This window comes from Tardiphaga robiniae, assembly GCF_013359755.1.
Classification (GTDB): Bacteria; Pseudomonadota; Alphaproteobacteria; order Rhizobiales; family Xanthobacteraceae; genus Tardiphaga; species Tardiphaga robiniae.
The window spans coordinates 93,607-108,060 of record NZ_JABMCJ010000091.1 but is presented as its reverse complement, the minus strand read 5'-3'; the positions used below and the strand labels follow the sequence as shown (position 1 = coordinate 108,060).

The following is a 14,454-nucleotide window of genomic DNA, read 5'->3' as shown; positions in this document are numbered from 1 at the left end:
GATCGGGCGGGATTTCACGGGGCTATCTTGCCTGCCGTGCAATCGGGAAATCGTAGGCGCGCGCACCTGTGCCCGGCAGCGAGAAGTGCCACCATTCCTTGGAATAATTCACAAAGCCCTGCCTGCCCATCGCCGACGTCAGAAGATCCCGCCAGCGCCGCTGTGCGGGCAAGATCGCGCGCGATCCGGTATGGGCCTTGGCATCGGAGCAATCGTAACCCGTGCCCATGTCGACGCTGCCCTCGGGCGCGCGCTGTGCTTCCGGCGCGATGCAGCCTGCATAGGCCTTGTTCGGATCGAATGCGGGCGACGCAGGCGCACGCAGATCGACCAGCGTCAGATCGAGCGCCGCACCGGTGGAGTGGCCCGAGCGCTCGGCGATATACCCGAGCTTGAACAGATCCGCCTTGCTGAAGGATGGATTGTAACGCTTCTGCGCAGGCGTCTCGTTGCCATCGCGCGCCCACGCCACCATGTCGCGCGACGCCCGCACCGGCCGATAGCAATCCAGCATTTTCAGCGACAGGTTTTGCGCCATCAACTCGCGCTGCACCTTCTGCAGAGCGAGGCCGACCGGGCGCTTCACCACGCATTCCGCGCTATCATAGCCGCTGAGCTTGCGGCCGACGAAATTGTTGACGCCGGCATAGCGGATGTCCTGCCGGATCGAGGGATCGATATCGCGCAGAAACACGAAATCATCGGGCAACGTCTGTGATTGCGCGGGCGTAACGCCAAGCATGATCGCGGAAAGGCCCCATATCATCGCAACGGATCGTTTGAGACAATTGATCATCAGGGCTTCCGCCATCCAATCGGGGCGACTTGATGCAAAGGCGGCTGGGGCGAACGCGCCGATAAGTCGGGTCATAGTCGTTCGAGCTGACGGACCCGCCGCCAATGTTTGACCGAACAGGGCGCGCTCCGCGTCAGGAGACAGTCGTATCGGCGTGCTGACCGTTTGGAAAGGACCGAAAGCTTGGCGCTTTACCTGCTCAAAGCCCTTGATTTGAAAACGTTCATTTTCTATAAGGAGTGATGTCGAACGCCGTACCATCATCCGCTTCCCGGGGCCCCGGCCGACCGCGTGAGTTCGACGTAGACGAAGCTCTCGATAAAGCCGTTCGGGTGTTTTGTGAGCGTGGCTATCACGCCACGTCGATCGGCGATCTGACAGATGCAATGGAACTGACCCAAGGCAGCATCTACAAGGCGTTCAAAGACAAGCGCGCGGTTTTTATTGCCGCCTTCGATCGGAACAAGGCGGTTCGCAATGAAAAGCTAGCTCGCGCCATCAAAAATGGCGCAACGGGACTGGAGCGTATTCGTAATGCCCTGGCCTTCTACGTCGAATCGTCACACGGCGCGGAGGGGCTGCAGGGATGCCTTGTCGTCGGGAGCGCAACGGAACTTGCGATCTTCGACAAGGAGGTCGCCGAGCGTGTCACGGCATCCTTCAAGCGGAATGAGGCCATGATGGCCGAGTTGATTCAACAAGGGCAGGTTGACGGCTCCATTCCCACCGGGATCGACAGCAAGGCAACCGCCCGGCTGATGCTCTGCCTGCTTCAAGGCATGAGGGTCATCGGGAAGACCGGGCGAACCCGCGCGGAGATGGCAGCCGTAGTGGAGGTTGCCATGCGCACGCTCACCTGATTTTTTTGCCAAATTAGAAAACGAATGTTTCCTATTGTGAGGACGACCGTGACCACCATCACCGACCACCTGCCCGACAGGCGGATTGTTTCCACTGGAATGACTTTCCTCCTCGCCGCCGCCTGCGGGCTTATCGCGGCCAATGTTTATTATGCCCAGCCACTGGCCGGGCCGATCAGTGCCGCGCTCGGCCTCTCGCCGCAGGCGACGGGACTTATCGTCACCTTGACGCAGATCGGATACGGGGCGGGTCTGCTGCTGATCGTGCCGCTCGGCGATCTCATCGAGAACCGTCGTCTCACCCTCATTATGCTTGGCGTCGCCACCCTAGGGCTGCTGGGCGCGGCACTGTCACCTCACGCACTTCCGTTCCTGATCGCAGCCCTCTTCATCGGCCTCGGGTCGGTCGCGGTGCAGGTTCTCGTTCCCTATGCAGCTCATATGGCTCCTGAAGCGAGCCGGGGCCGCGTTGTCGGCAACGTCATGAGCGGGTTGATGCTTGGCATCATGCTGGCCCGCCCGGTGTCCAGTTTCATCGCTGAATTGTCGTCATGGCACGCCGTGTTCTTCCTGTCGGCGGGTGCGATGATTGTCCTCGCATTGGTTCTCAGCCACGCGCTGCCACGGCGTATGCCGACGTCGAAACTTCGTTACGGAGAACTGCTGGCCTCGATGGGGCATCTGGCGGTGACGACGCCGATCCTGCAAAGGCGTGCGCTCTATCACGCCTGCCTGTTCGGTGCGTTCAGTCTGTTCTGGACCACGACGCCGCTGTTGCTCGCGGGGCCGGAATTCCACCTGTCGCAAGGCGGGATCGCGCTTTTCGCGCTGGCGGGTGTTGCCGGTGCTGTCGCCGCCCCGATCGCGGGCCGGATTGCCGATCGCGGATGGAGTCGCCCTGCGACCGCTGTCGCCATGCTTGCGGTGGCCGGTGCTTTCCTGATGACGCACATCGCGCCTGAAGGTTCGACGCTGGCCCTCGGTCTTCTCGTCGCAGCAGCGATCCTCCTCGATTTCGGCGTCTCGGCTAATCTTACTCTCGGGCAGCGCGCGATCTTCTCACTTAGTGCGGAATTCCGCAGCCGTCTCAACGGGCTCTATATGGCGACGTTTTTTGTCGGCGGGGCGGTTGGCTCGGCGGCAGGCGGATGGGCCTACGCGCAGGGAGGATGGACACTCGCCTCATGGGTCGGTTTCGCGTTCCCCGTCGTGGCGGTCGTGTACTTCGCAACGGAATAGAACGATGCCGAGACTGCCCAGCCGCTGTCAGCTCTTTGGACGCGGCTTGTCGGCCTCGGCGTCGCCCCTCGCTGAAGGTGGTCCCAAAACGGTACGCCGTGGAGAGGATACCCGGCATTCGTCGGGCATGACGGCAAGAATGTGGTCGGACTGACCGGGGGATAACCGAAAAGCGGGCGAATCGCGCTTGCTCCGCTTTTGAACTCTGCCTATAGCTTTCGTTTTAATGACCCAAGCCACGAAATCCTCTTTCGTCCTCGGACACCGGCATTTGCTGGGCATCGAGGGCCTTTCCGCCGCGGATATCACCGGCCTCCTCGACCTGTCCGAGGAATATGTCGAGCTGAACCGCCAAGTCGACAAAAAGCGTTCCTCGCTGCGCGGTCGCACCCAGATCAATCTGTTTTTCGAGAATTCGACGCGCACCCAGTCGTCGTTCGAACTGGCCGGCAAGCGGCTCGGCGCCGACGTCATGAATATGTCGGTGTCGTCGTCCTCAATCAAAAAAGGCGAGACGCTGATCGACACCGCGATGACGCTGAACGCGATGCATCCGGACATTCTCGTGATGCGCCATCATGCCTCCGGCGCGGTCGAACTGCTGGCGCGCAAGGTCGACGGCTCCGTCATCAATGCCGGCGACGGCGCCCATGAACATCCGACGCAAGCCCTGCTCGACGCATTGACCATCCGTCGCAACAAGGGCCGCCTCGAAGGTCTCGTGATCGCGATCTGCGGCGACGTGCTGCATTCGCGGGTCGCGCGTTCCAACATTCTCTTGCTCAACACGATGGGCGCACGCGTCCGTGTGGTCGCGCCCTCCACGCTGCTGCCGCCGGGCATCGAGCGCATGGGTGTCGAGGTCGCGCGCGACATGCGCGAAGGCCTCAACGGCGCCGACATCGTCATGATGCTGCGGCTGCAGCGCGAGCGCATGAACGGCTCCTTCGTGCCGTCCTCTGCCGAATATTTCCAGTATTTCGGCCTTGACCAGAAGAAGCTCGCTTATGCCAAGCCTGACGCGCTGGTGATGCATCCTGGCCCGATGAACCGCGGCGTCGAGATCGACTCCCTCGTCGCGGACGGTGCACAATCGCTGATCCGTGAACAGGTCGAGATGGGCGTAGCGGTCCGCATGGCCGTGCTCGAAGCGCTCGCGCGCAACCTGCCGAACGCGTGATGCCCATGCTGACAGATCGCCGCCCTATCCTCCTCGCCAATGCGCACCTGATCGATCCATCCAGCGATCTCGACGGCGTCGGTGACGTCCTGATCGCCGACGGCGTTATCCGCGATGCCCGCCGTGGCATCGGCGCGGCCGGTGTGCCTGAAGGCACCGACATCATCAATTGCGTCGGCAAGGTCGTGGCCCCCGGCCTCGTCGACATGCGCGCTTTCGTCGGCGAACCCGGCGCCAGCCACCGCGAGACTTTCGCCTCCGCCAGCCGTGCAGCCGCAGCCGGCGGCATCACCACCATCATCTGCCAGCCGGACACCTCGCCGACCATCGACAATTCTGCCACCGTCGACTTCGTCCTGCGCCGCGCCCGCGACACCGCCATCGTCAACATCCATCCGATGGCCGCCCTGACCAAGGGCCTCGAAGGCCACGAGATGACCGAGATCGGGCTGCTGAAAGCGGCCGGCGCCGTCGCTTTCACAGATGCCGACAAGAGCATCACCAACGCGCAGATCATGCGCCGTGCGCTGACCTATGCGCGCGATTTCGACGCGCTGATCGTGCATTACACCGAGGATCCCGACCTCGTCGGCGAAGGCGTGATGAATGAAGGCGAGCGCGCGTCACGGCTCGGCCTGATGGGAATTCCCAATGCCGCCGAAGCCATCATGCTGGAGCGCGACATGCGCCTCGTCGCCCTCACCGGCGGGCGCTATCATGCGGCCTCACTGACCTGCATCGAATCCATCGAGATCCTGAAGCGCGCCCGCGACGCCGGCTTGCGTGTCAGCGCCTCGGCGTCGATCAATCACCTGACGCTGAACGAAAACGATATCGGGCCCTATCGCTCCTATCTCAAATTGTCGCCGCCGCTCCGCACCGAAGAGAACCGCCGCGCGCTGGTCGAGGCCGTCGCGTCAGGATTGATCGACGTCATCATGTCCGACCACAATCCGCAGGACGTCGAGACCAAGCGCCTGCCATTTGCAGAAGCCGCGCCGGGCGCCATCGGCCTCGAAACAATGCTGTCGGCGGGATTGCGGCTGATCCACAATGGCGAGCTCACCTTCACCCAGTTGATCCGTGCGATGTCGACACGCCCGGCCGAACTGCTCGGCCTGCCGGGCGGCACGCTGCGCGCCGGCGCTGTCGCCGACATCATTGTCATTGACGCCGATGTACCGTGGGTGCTGGATCCCGCGGACCTGAAATCGCAATGCAAGAATACTCCATTCGACGAAGCCCGCTTCACGGGGCGCGTCGCACGCACTATTGTCGGCGGACGCACCGTTTACGAGCACGTCTAACGCCATATGCGTGTCTTAGGACACCGAAAGCGCGGAGCGCGTCTGGGAGCACGAAAGTGCGAAGCGCGTCTTAGAATAGAGGTCCAATGATCGTTCTCTACATATTCGCCGCCGCGCTCGGTTATTTCCTCGGTTCCGTCCCGTTCGGACTGGTGCTGACCAAGCTCGCCGGCACGCAGGACATCCGCACCATCGGCTCGGGCAATATCGGCGCCACCAACGTGCTGCGCACCGGCCGCAAGGGCCTCGCAGCGGCGACGCTGCTGCTCGACGCCCTCAAGGGCACCGTCGCCGTGATCATCGCCGGCAGTGTCGGCGGTCCTGTCCCGGCCATGATCGCCGGTCTCTTCGCTTTCCTTGGGCACCTTTTCCCGGTCTGGCTCGGCTTCAAGGGCGGCAAGGGCGTCGCCGTCTATATCGGCATCATGTTCGGCCTGTACTGGCCGGCCGCCATCGTGTTCTGCCTCGCCTGGCTCGCCTGCGCTTTCACCTCGCGCTACTCGTCATTCTCGGCCCTGACCGCCAGCGCCATCACGCCGATCTTCCTGTGGTGGGCCAAGGCACCGCAACTCGCCGTGCTGGCCACCGCGCTGACGCTGCTGCTGTGGTTCATGCACCGCGAGAACATCAAGCGATTGCTGAACGGCACCGAAGGCAAGATCGGCGCGAAGTAGTAGTTGCAGCATTAAAACATCAGAATCCACGGCCAAGATCTCCCGGCGCGGCGACACTTCCCACCAAACAAGTCTGCAAAGGCTCCACGCGTGCTTCATCTGCACAGATCAAGCAGGCCGAACCTACCCGCTGTCGTATTCCTGCACGCAATCGGAACCAGCGGCTGGATGTGGCAGGAGCAGATCGAGCAGTTGACGGATTTCGATTGTCTCATCCCCGATCTGCCCGGCCATGGGCACAGCCATGACGTCAGGTGGCGCTCGTGCGAGCAGACCGCCGATCTCGTCGCGGAGATCATCCGCAAAAATGTACCGTCAGGGCGCGCGCATGTCGTCGGTCTCTCACTCGGTGCCTGTGTCGGGCTGACGCTTCTGGCGCGGCATCCCAGTGTCGTCGAGCGGGCCTTGTTGAGCGGGATCAACGTCTTGCCGCTCCCCAACAGATGGCTGATCGACGCCGCCGCCTATGCGATTGCGCCGCTGATCAAAACCCGGCTGTTTGCGCGCCTCAACGCGCGGGCACTGAACATTCCAGCGGATCGGTTCGAGGCCTATCGCCAATCGCTCCAGCCGTTGTCTATCCGAGACTTCATCGGAGCAAGCCACGACGCCAGCGCGTTTTCACTTCCCGCGAACGCGGCAGCAATTCAAACGCCGACGCTGCTCGTCGCAGGCGAACACGAACACCCCTTGATCCTCGCTTCAATGGCGCGGCTGCGTCAGGTGCTGCCGAACTCGCAGGCGCGGCTGGCCAAGGGCGTCGGCCATGCCTGGAATGGCGAACGACCTGACTTGTTCGCCGCCACCGTCAAGGCATGGTGCGCGCAGCGCGAACTTCCCGACGAACTAATGAATTTGACGATCCGGTAGCCGAAGAAACAAGCGGCATTCTGATCGCGCCGCACGGGACATTAAAACACCCGCGCGCCCTGCTTCGCGTCGAGATCGAACTCCCAGATCTCGACGCCGCGGCTGATCAGGTGGCCGTTGTTCTTGATATAGTGCGAGATCAGACTCACCTTCGAATGCGGGTGAAGATGTTTGAGCACGAACAGAATCTTCCGATAGTCGCGTGGCGCCGCACCGAACAGCAGCATGGCTTCGTTCATGCCGCGGATCTTGGCGCTCGGCCGATCGCCGGACACTGTCCAGGTGTAGGACTTGCACTCCACCAGGATGCGCGGGCTGGCGCTGCCGAGATCGAAGCGCTTGTTCTTCTGTAGCCGGTGGCCGACGGGTACGACGAAATTGCGCGCAAGCTGCACGCCCTCGGAATGAAAGAAGATCTGCGCCGCTTCCTCGAACTCACGCCCAACGGCGGCGTTGCTCGATGCGCCGATCCGCTGGAAGTTGTTCACGTCCCAAAGCATTGCCATCACTGAACACAAGCCATCAGGGCTCACCCCTACTCTCGCACCTTAAGTGCGAATGTCAATTGAATGCATCCTTAAGTTGATAGACACTCCCCACCGGGGGAGCATGGCTTGGACAGCATCTCACAGGGCAGCACACAGCTCACGGACGCCCAGCGGCTCGATTGGTTGCGGCTGATCCGCAGCGACAATGTGGGGCCGCGTACTTTTCGATCGCTGATCAACCATTTCGGCAGCGCACGCGCCGCGCTGGAGCGACTGCCCGATCTGGCGCGCCGCGGCGGCGCTGCCCGCGCCGGCCGGATCTGCAGCGCCGACGACGCACAGCGTGAACTCGACCTCGGACGCAAGATGGATGTCGCGCTTGTCGCGCCTGGTGAGCCCGGCTACCCGCCGCGATTGGCGGGGATCGACGATGCACCGCCGCTGCTCGGCATCCGCGGCAAAGTGGATGCGCTAATGCGGCCGATGATCGCCATCGTCGGCTCGCGCAATGCGTCCGGAGCAGGATTGAAATTCGCGGAGAGACTGGCGCGCGATCTCGGCGATGCCGGTTTCGTGATCGTGTCGGGCCTCGCACGCGGCATCGATCAGGCCGCGCATCGCGCCAGCATCACCAGCGGCACCGTCGCTGTGCTGGCTGGCGGTCATGACAAGATCTATCCGCCCGAACACGAGGACCTGCTGTTCGCCCTGGTGGACAACGGCGGCGCGATTTCGGAGATGCCGCTCGGCCATGTCCCCCGCGCCCGCGATTTCCCGCGTCGCAATCGCCTGATCTCGGGTGCAGCGCTCGGCGTCGTGGTGATCGAGGCGGCGCATCGTTCTGGCTCGCTGATCACGGCGCGGATGGCCGCCGAACAGGGCCGCGAAGTGTTTGCCGTGCCGGGCTCGCCGCTCGATCCCCGCGCCGCCGGCACCAACGACCTCATCAAGCAAGGCGCAGCGCTGGTGACCGAAGCGGCCGACGTGATCAATGCCGTCGCGCCGATCATGGAGCGGCCGATCGAATTGCCGAGCCGTGAACCTGATGACGTCACGTCATTCGATGAACCAGACAGCAGCGACCGCGCACGCGTGATCGCATTGCTCGGCCCAAGCCCGGTCGGCATCGACGATCTTATTCGCCTTGCCGGTACATCGGCTGCCACCGTACGCATCGTGCTGCTGGAGCTCGAGCTTGCCGGACGGCTGGAGCGTCATGGCGGAGGGTTGGTGTCGATGATCTGAGGACTCAGTCCTCCGAATTGCGCCCGTCGAAGTTTTTTCGTGCGGTGTCGATATCGGGCAGATGTTGCTGCGCCCATTCGCCGAGCTTTATGACCGGATCGCTCAGGCCTCGGCCGAGATCCGTGAGTTCATAGTCCACACGCGGGGGCACGGTCGGAAACACGGTACGCGTCACCAGACCGTCGCGTTCGAGCCCGCGCAGCGTGAGAGTCAGCATCCGCTGCGAGATGCCTCCGATCATGCGCTTCAATTCGTTGAAGCGCCGCGGGCCGCCCCTGAGCAGCATGATCACCAGCACGCTCCACTTGTCGCCGACCCGCGCCAGCACCGAGGCGACGCCGCGACAGTCGCTCTCCTGATGCGGAATCGCCGGCAAAGCAGGCACCTTTTTGTGCTCGGGTTTCAAAATTGTGCCTTCTTGTGCGGTTTCGGCCAGTCACTCATGTAGCGTCAGTTACAAACCTATACCATGAGGTGACCACATGAAACTGCTCCATATCGATTCCAGCGTTCTCGGCCCCCACTCCGTCAGCCGGCAGGTTTCCGCCGCTATTACCGACCGGCTGGCCAAGGCCAATCCCGGCCTTGAGACCATCTACCGCGATCTCACCACCACGCCGCTGGCGCATCTGTCCGGCTCCCATCTCGCCGTCGCGCAGGGCGCAGCGCCCGATGCGGCGCTTCAGCCCGATCTCGCCGCCGGTAGTGCCGTGCTGGAGGAGTTTCTTGCTGCCGATATCGTGGTGATCGGCGCACCAATGTACAACTTCACCATTCCGAGCCAGCTCAAGGCGTGGATTGATCGCATCCTCGTCGCCGGCAAGACATTCAAATACGGCGACAAGGGTGCCGAAGGCCTCGCGGGCAGCAAGCGCGTCATCGTCGCCATTTCACGCGGCGGCTTCTACGGCGCGGACATGCCGACGGCTGCCGGCGAACATCTCGAAACCTATCTGCGCTGGGTGTTCGGCTTCATCGGCGTCACCAATCTCGAATTCATCGCCGCCGACGGCATCATGATGGGACCGGAGCTACGCGAGAAAGCCGTTGCCGGTGCCTTGCAGGCAGCGACAGATCTCCACGCGGCTTAACTAACGCGTCGTTCCGGGGCGCGTTTTCAGCGCAGCTGAATGCGCGAACCTCAGCCACTCCAATTGGAGTGGCGAGGAACCTCGAAATGAGATTCACATATCGAGATCCCGGGTTCATGCCGTCCGCTGCGCGTTCGGCCTGCCCCGGGATGACGATGCGCGTTGCGATCATTCAGCTACGATAGGCCGGTGCACCTGCCGGGGCCGATGTCACGCCGCCATCGACGAAAATCTCGGCGCCCTGAATGTTCGATGCATCATCCGACGCGAGAAACAGCACGGTCTTCGCAACTTCTTCCGGCTTGCCGAAACGCCCGAGCGGAATGGTCTGCGACAGGCGCTTCTCGAATGCGTTGAAAGCTTCCGGCGTCGGCGCAACACGGTCCCAGATCGGCGTCGCGGTCGCGCCCGGCGAGACCACGTTTACGCGGATGTTGCGCGGCGACAGTTCGGACGCCATCACGCGGGCCATCGCGCGCACGCCGGCCTTGCTCGCGGCATAGGCAGCATAGCCGGGATTTCCGAGCACGGAGATCACCGAACCGTTGAGAATGATGGACGCGCCATCGTTGAGATGCGCGGCTGCCGCCTGCACGGTGAAGAACACGGCGGTGATGTTGGTCTTCAAGACGGACTCGAACACATCGAGCGCGGTGCCACCCACTGGCGTATGCGCGCTGATGCCTGCATTGGCGAATACGATGTCGAGCTTGCCGAATTTCTCGACAGCTTTGGCCACGGCATTCTCGGTGGCAGCAATGTCAGTCGCATCAGCCACGATGCCGATCGCATTCGGGCCGAGTTCGGCCACCGCCGCGTCGAGCCTCGCCTTGTCGCGACCAGTGATGGCCACCTTGGCGCCCTCAGCGACGAAGAGCTTCGCCGTGGTCAGTCCAATACCGCTATTGCCGCCCGTGATGAGCGCCGTCTTGTTCGCCAAACGCATGGTGATCTCCTGATGATCAAGTGGTTGCTTTTTAAAACTACATTGCCATTTAGGGCGGATGGTTTCATAATGCAACCACATGTCCGCTAATCACTGCATTTCTTTTTCCCGCCGCTGGAAAGTCGCATGGCCAAACGCACCAGTCTCAAGGACTCCACCTGCCCCGTCGCCCGCTCCATGGAGGTGATCGGCGACTGCTGGACGATGATGATCATCCGCGACGCCATGCTGGGCGCCCGGCGCTTCGGCGAATTCCAGAAGAGTCTCGGACTGGCGAAGAACATTCTCGCCGTCAGGCTGAAAGCCCTCGTGGAGGACGGCATCCTGAAACTGGAGCCGGCAGCCGACGGCAGCGCCTATCAGGACTATGTCCTGACCCCGAAAGGCCAGGCGGTCCACCCGATCATGGTGGCGCTGCGCCAGTGGGGCGAGGATTATGCGTTCAAGCCCGGCGAACCGACGACCATCATGGTCGATCGCAAGAGTGGCAAGCAGATCAAGAAGCTGGAACTGCATGCGGCCGACGGCAGGCTGCTCGGCTATGGCGACACCACGATTGTGCCCTCAACTGCCTGAGGGCTTGCGCAGTCCTTGCAGCCGCAGGATCTCCTCGGTTTCGAGATGCGCCATGTCGAGCAGGTAAGCGAGCATGTCGTGGCGATGGCGGCGCGCCATCCGCGACAGATCGCGGACCGCACTCTTTATATAAAGAGCCGCCTCCTCGGGCCCGCCATCGCCCTGCGCCTGATCGTCCGGAATGGGCGGTGTCATAGGCATTCCCTACCCGGGCAGTCCGGGCGAAATCAGCACCAACGAAGCATCAAATCATACCCCTAATGGTTGCATTTTACAACCCTTGGTAAGTGATTGGGAACCAACAGACGCGGCCATCAACAACTCACGATTTGACACGGGACCCCTTCGCACCCATGTTCGCCGCGAAACGGCTGGCGCGACTCTCGCAGACCCAAGCCGGATTCCCCCTGTAAGTTATTGGAATCACATGAATCTCGTCATTGTCGAGTCGCCTTCAAAGGCCAAGACGATCAACAAGTATCTGGGCAAGGACTATGAGGTCCTGGCGTCGTTCGGCCATGTCCGCGACCTTCCCGCCAAGAACGGATCGGTCGATCCCGACGCCAATTTCCAGATGATCTGGGAGATCGACCCCAAGGCCGCCAGCCGACTGAACGACATCGCCAAGGCCGTCAAAGGCGCCGACAAGCTCATTCTCGCGACCGACCCTGATCGCGAAGGTGAGGCCATCTCCTGGCACGTGCTCGAAGTCCTCAAGCAGAAGCGCGCGCTGAAAGACCAGAAGATCGAGCGCGTGGTGTTCAACGCGATCACCAAGCAGGCCGTCACCGACGCGATGAAGAACCCGCGCGAGATCGATGGCGCACTGGTCGACGCCTATATGGCGCGCCGTGCACTCGATTATCTGGTGGGCTTTACGCTTTCTCCTGTGCTGTGGCGCAAGCTGCCCGGCGCCCGCTCCGCCGGCCGCGTGCAATCGGTCGCGCTGCGCCTGGTCTGCGACCGCGAGCAGGAAATCGAGAAGTTCATCCCGCGCGAATACTGGTCGCTGGTGACCACGCTGGCGACGCCGCGCGGCGAGAGTTTCGAAGCCCGCTTGGTCGGCGCTGACGGCAAGAAGATCCAGCGTCTCGATATCGGCACCGGTGCGGAAGCCGAAGACTTCAAGAAGGCCATCGAAGCCGCCAACTTCACGGTCTCCACCGTCGATGCCAAGCCCGCCCGCCGCAATCCGCAGGCGCCGTTCACGACCTCCACGCTGCAGCAGGAAGCCAGCCGCAAGCTCGGCTTCGCGCCGGCGCACACCATGCGCATCGCGCAGCGTCTGTATGAAGGCATCGACATCGGCGGCGAAACCACCGGTCTCATCACCTATATGCGAACCGACGGCGTGCAGATCGACCCCTCCGCCATCACGCAGGCTCGCTCTGTCATCGGCGAAGACTACGGCAAGCAATATGTGCCGGACGCCGCGCGGCAGTATACGAGCAAGGCCAAGAACGCGCAGGAAGCGCACGAAGCGATCCGCCCGACCGATATGTCGCGTCGCCCGGCGAGCCTGCGCGGCCGTCTCGATAGCGATCAGTCGCGGCTCTATGAATTGATCTGGATGCGCACCATCGCCAGCCAGATGGAATCCGCCGAGATGGAGCGCACCACCGTCGATATCGCTGCCAAGGCAGGATCGCGCCTGCTCGAATTGCGCGCCACCGGTCAGGTCGTGAAGTTCGATGGTTTCCTTGCCGTCTATCAGGAAGGCAAGGACGACGACGCCGAGGATGAAGATTCACGCCGCCTGCCCGCCATGAGCGAAGGCGAAGCGCTGAAGAAAGAAAACCTCGCGGTTACCCAGCATTTCACCGAACCGCCGCCGCGCTTCTCGGAAGCCTCGCTGGTGAAGCGCATGGAAGAGCTCGGCATCGGCCGTCCCTCGACCTATGCATCGATCCTGCAGGTGCTGAAGGATCGCGGCTACGTTCGGCTTGAGAAGAAGCGCCTGTACGGCGAGGACAAGGGCCGCGTCGTCGTCGCCTTCCTCGAAAACTTCTTCGCCAAATATGTGGAATACGATTTCACCGCGGCGCTGGAAGAGAACCTCGACAGGATCTCCAACAACGAGATTTCCTGGCAGCAGGTGCTCAAGGATTTCTGGACCGACTTCATCGGCGCCGTGAACGAGATCAAGGATCTGCGCGTGGCGCAGGTGCTGGATGCGCTCGACGAGATGCTCGGCCCGCACATTTACGCGCCGCGCGAAGACGGCGGCGATCCGCGCCAGTGCCCGACCTGCGGCACCGGTCGTCTCAATCTGAAGGCCGGCAAGTTCGGCGCCTTCGTCGGCTGCACGAATTATCCGGAATGCCGCTACACGCGTCCGCTCGCAGCGGACTCGGGCGCCAATGCCGATCGCGTGCTCGGCCCCGATCCGGTGTCAGGTCTCGAAGTCGCGGTGAAGGCCGGACGCTTCGGGCCCTATATCCAGCTTGGCGACGCCAAGGATTACGAAGAAGGCGAGAAGCCGAAGCGCGCCGGCATTCCGAAGAACACGTCGCCCAGCGATGTCGAACTCGATCTGGCACTCAAGCTCCTGTCGCTGCCGCGCGAGATCGGCAAGCACCCGGAAACCGGTGAGCCGATCACCGCGGGCCTCGGCCGTTTCGGACCGTTCGTGAAGCATGAGAAAACCTATGCCAGCCTGGAAGCCGGCGACGAGGTGTTCGACATCGGCCTCAATCGCGCGGTCACGCTGATCGCCGAGAAGATCGCCAAGGGCCCGAGCGGTCGTCGCTTTGGCGCCGATCCCGGCAAGCCGCTCGGCGACCATCCGACCCTCGGCGGCGTTGCCGTGAAGGGTGGACGCTATGGCGCCTACGTCACCGCGGGCGGCGTCAATGCGACGATCCCGAGCGACAAGACCCAGGAGACGATCACGCTCGAAGAGGCCATCGCGCTGATCGACGAGCGTGTGGCCAAGGGCGGCATCAAGCCGAAGCGCGGCGCCAAGAAGGCACCGGCGAAGAAGGCCGTCGCCAAGAAGGCCGACGCGGCCGAGAAGAAGCCGGCGGCCAAGAAGGCCGTTGCGAAGAAAGCCGCGGCAAAGCCAAAGGCTGAAACGGCTGCCGCCAGCAAGGCGCGCGCGCCGGTGAAGGCGAAGACATCGCCTGCCAAGAAGAAGGCCGCGAAAACGGTCGCGAAGAAGAGCGCTGGCTAGAACGGACAAT

General features: G+C 62.6%; 15 protein-coding genes. 10 read left to right on the top strand and 5 right to left on the bottom strand.

Annotation, left to right across the window (positions count from 1 at the left end):
• Positions 1 to 22: 22 nt before the first annotated feature.
• Positions 23 to 766, bottom strand: a complete 744-nt coding sequence (locus HP556_RS21585) for a M15 family metallopeptidase (RefSeq protein ID WP_175368525.1) — start codon at positions 764 to 766, stop codon at positions 23 to 25.
• 272 nt (positions 767 to 1,038) lie between these two features.
• On the opposite strand from HP556_RS21585, the gene HP556_RS21580 reads away from it, so the two are divergent.
• From HP556_RS21580 to HP556_RS21555, 6 genes are all read left to right on the top strand, one after another.
• The gene (locus tag HP556_RS21580) at positions 1,039 to 1,656 is read left to right on the top strand and encodes a TetR/AcrR family transcriptional regulator (protein ID WP_175368475.1); all 618 of its coding nucleotides are present in this window, start codon (positions 1,039 to 1,041) and stop codon (positions 1,654 to 1,656) included.
• A gap of 99 nt (positions 1,657 to 1,755) precedes the next feature.
• Positions 1,756 to 2,895, top strand: a complete 1,140-nt coding sequence (locus tag HP556_RS21575) for an MFS transporter (protein WP_246297856.1) — start codon at positions 1,756 to 1,758, stop codon at positions 2,893 to 2,895.
• A gap of 226 nt (positions 2,896 to 3,121) precedes the next feature.
• Positions 3,122 to 4,075 (top strand): aspartate carbamoyltransferase catalytic subunit, encoded by a 954-nt coding sequence (locus HP556_RS21570; RefSeq protein WP_089263769.1) that lies wholly within the window; start codon positions 3,122 to 3,124, stop codon positions 4,073 to 4,075.
• Positions 4,076 to 4,080: 5 nt separating this feature from the next.
• Positions 4,081 to 5,382 carry a dihydroorotase gene (locus HP556_RS21565; RefSeq protein ID WP_175368524.1) on the top strand — a complete coding sequence of 434 codons (1,302 nt, stop codon included), beginning with the start codon at positions 4,081 to 4,083 and terminating at the stop codon, positions 5,380 to 5,382.
• A gap of 86 nt (positions 5,383 to 5,468) precedes the next feature.
• Complete coding sequence (plsY, locus tag HP556_RS21560) at positions 5,469 to 6,056, top strand: glycerol-3-phosphate 1-O-acyltransferase PlsY (protein ID WP_175368473.1); 588 nt, start codon at positions 5,469 to 5,471, stop codon at positions 6,054 to 6,056.
• A gap of 90 nt (positions 6,057 to 6,146) precedes the next feature.
• Positions 6,147 to 6,926 carry an alpha/beta fold hydrolase gene (locus tag HP556_RS21555; RefSeq protein ID WP_338117599.1) on the top strand — a complete coding sequence of 260 codons (780 nt, stop codon included), beginning with the start codon at positions 6,147 to 6,149 and terminating at the stop codon, positions 6,924 to 6,926.
• A gap of 41 nt (positions 6,927 to 6,967) precedes the next feature.
• On the opposite strand, the gene HP556_RS21550 is transcribed toward HP556_RS21555, so the two are convergent.
• On the bottom strand, positions 6,968 to 7,432 hold the full coding sequence (locus HP556_RS21550; RefSeq protein WP_246297845.1) for a hypothetical protein: 465 nt from the start codon (positions 7,430 to 7,432) through the stop codon (positions 6,968 to 6,970).
• A gap of 108 nt (positions 7,433 to 7,540) precedes the next feature.
• On the opposite strand from HP556_RS21550, the gene dprA reads away from it, so the two are divergent.
• The gene (gene dprA, locus HP556_RS21545; protein WP_175368471.1) at positions 7,541 to 8,659 is read left to right on the top strand and encodes a DNA-processing protein DprA; all 1,119 of its coding nucleotides are present in this window, start codon (positions 7,541 to 7,543) and stop codon (positions 8,657 to 8,659) included.
• Positions 8,660 to 8,663: 4 nt separating this feature from the next.
• On the opposite strand, the gene HP556_RS21540 is transcribed toward dprA, so the two are convergent.
• Positions 8,664 to 9,044: a winged helix-turn-helix transcriptional regulator gene (locus HP556_RS21540; protein ID WP_338117598.1), complete on the bottom strand. Its 381-nt coding sequence runs from the start codon at positions 9,042 to 9,044 to the stop codon at positions 8,664 to 8,666.
• Positions 9,045 to 9,141: 97 nt separating this feature from the next.
• Between HP556_RS21540 and HP556_RS21535 the strand changes: the two genes are divergently transcribed.
• Complete coding sequence (locus HP556_RS21535; RefSeq protein ID WP_175368469.1) at positions 9,142 to 9,750, top strand: FMN-dependent NADH-azoreductase; 609 nt, start codon at positions 9,142 to 9,144, stop codon at positions 9,748 to 9,750.
• Positions 9,751 to 9,922: 172 nt separating this feature from the next.
• Here the strand turns inward: HP556_RS21535 and HP556_RS21530 are convergent, their stop codons facing one another.
• Positions 9,923 to 10,696, bottom strand: a complete 774-nt coding sequence (locus tag HP556_RS21530) for a glucose 1-dehydrogenase (protein WP_120292057.1) — start codon at positions 10,694 to 10,696, stop codon at positions 9,923 to 9,925.
• A 126-nt stretch (positions 10,697 to 10,822) separates the two neighbouring features.
• On the opposite strand from HP556_RS21530, the gene HP556_RS21525 reads away from it, so the two are divergent.
• Positions 10,823 to 11,272 (top strand): winged helix-turn-helix transcriptional regulator, encoded by a 450-nt coding sequence (locus HP556_RS21525; RefSeq protein WP_093761332.1) that lies wholly within the window; start codon positions 10,823 to 10,825, stop codon positions 11,270 to 11,272.
• Here HP556_RS21525 and HP556_RS21520 read toward each other — a convergent pair.
• Positions 11,261 to 11,467: a hypothetical protein gene (locus HP556_RS21520; protein WP_244528458.1), complete on the bottom strand. Its 207-nt coding sequence runs from the start codon at positions 11,465 to 11,467 to the stop codon at positions 11,261 to 11,263. The genes HP556_RS21525 and HP556_RS21520 overlap by 12 nt on opposite strands.
• 232 nt (positions 11,468 to 11,699) lie before the next feature.
• Here HP556_RS21520 and topA point away from each other — a divergent pair, with 232 nt between their 5' ends.
• Positions 11,700 to 14,444: a type I DNA topoisomerase gene (gene topA, locus HP556_RS21515; protein WP_089263759.1), complete on the top strand. Its 2,745-nt coding sequence runs from the start codon at positions 11,700 to 11,702 to the stop codon at positions 14,442 to 14,444.
• Positions 14,445 to 14,454: the final 10 nt, after the last annotated feature.